The organism is Acidovorax sp. (assembly GCF_046291265.1).
Taxonomy (GTDB): Bacteria; Pseudomonadota; Gammaproteobacteria; order Burkholderiales; family Burkholderiaceae_C; genus Acidovorax.
On the sequence record NZ_JBKBTV010000201.1, the window covers coordinates 1 to 519 of the forward strand.

A 519-nucleotide genomic window follows, 5' to 3' on the forward strand; every position below is an offset into this window, starting at 1 on the left:
CACCGCCTGCGAGGCACGCGCCACCGCCGCGGAGCAGGCGGCCACGATGGCGCGGCGCGACCACGCGCACGCGATGGAGGCGGCGGAGGCGGCGGAGGCAGATGCGGTGGCGCGGGCGGCGGCGGCCCGCAGAGAGGCGGCGGATCTGGCAGAGCGGCTGCGTCACGAGACGGAGCGCGCGGAGGTGCGTCCGTGCGTCACTGTGCGCCATCGCGGCGCCCGCGCGGCTCAATCGCGCGCGGTGGCTAGGCGCTGGCGCGGCTGGCGGAGGAGCGCGCGAGCAGCTGCTCAGCGGCCGAGGGCGACCTGTCGCGCGCCTCCGCCGCGCTGGCAGAGCTGCGCGGCCGCTGCGCGGAGGCGGAGGAGGCGGCCACGGCGCTGCGCGCGCGGCTGCGGGCGGCGGAGCACGCGGAGGGCGAGGCGGCGTCGGCGGCGCGGTCGCTGCGGCTGGCCTTGGATGCGTCGCAGGCGCGCGCGGTTGCTTTGCTGGGGCAGGTGCGGCTTCCGCCACGCGCTGCT

1 protein-coding gene is annotated in these 519 nt (G+C 79.8%); it reads right to left on the reverse strand.

Annotation, left to right across the window (positions count from 1 at the left end):
- Positions 1-245: 245 nt before the first annotated feature.
- On the reverse strand, positions 246-519 hold a 274-nt coding region (locus ACK41V_RS23885), incomplete at its 5' end, for a hypothetical protein (protein ID WP_409786208.1).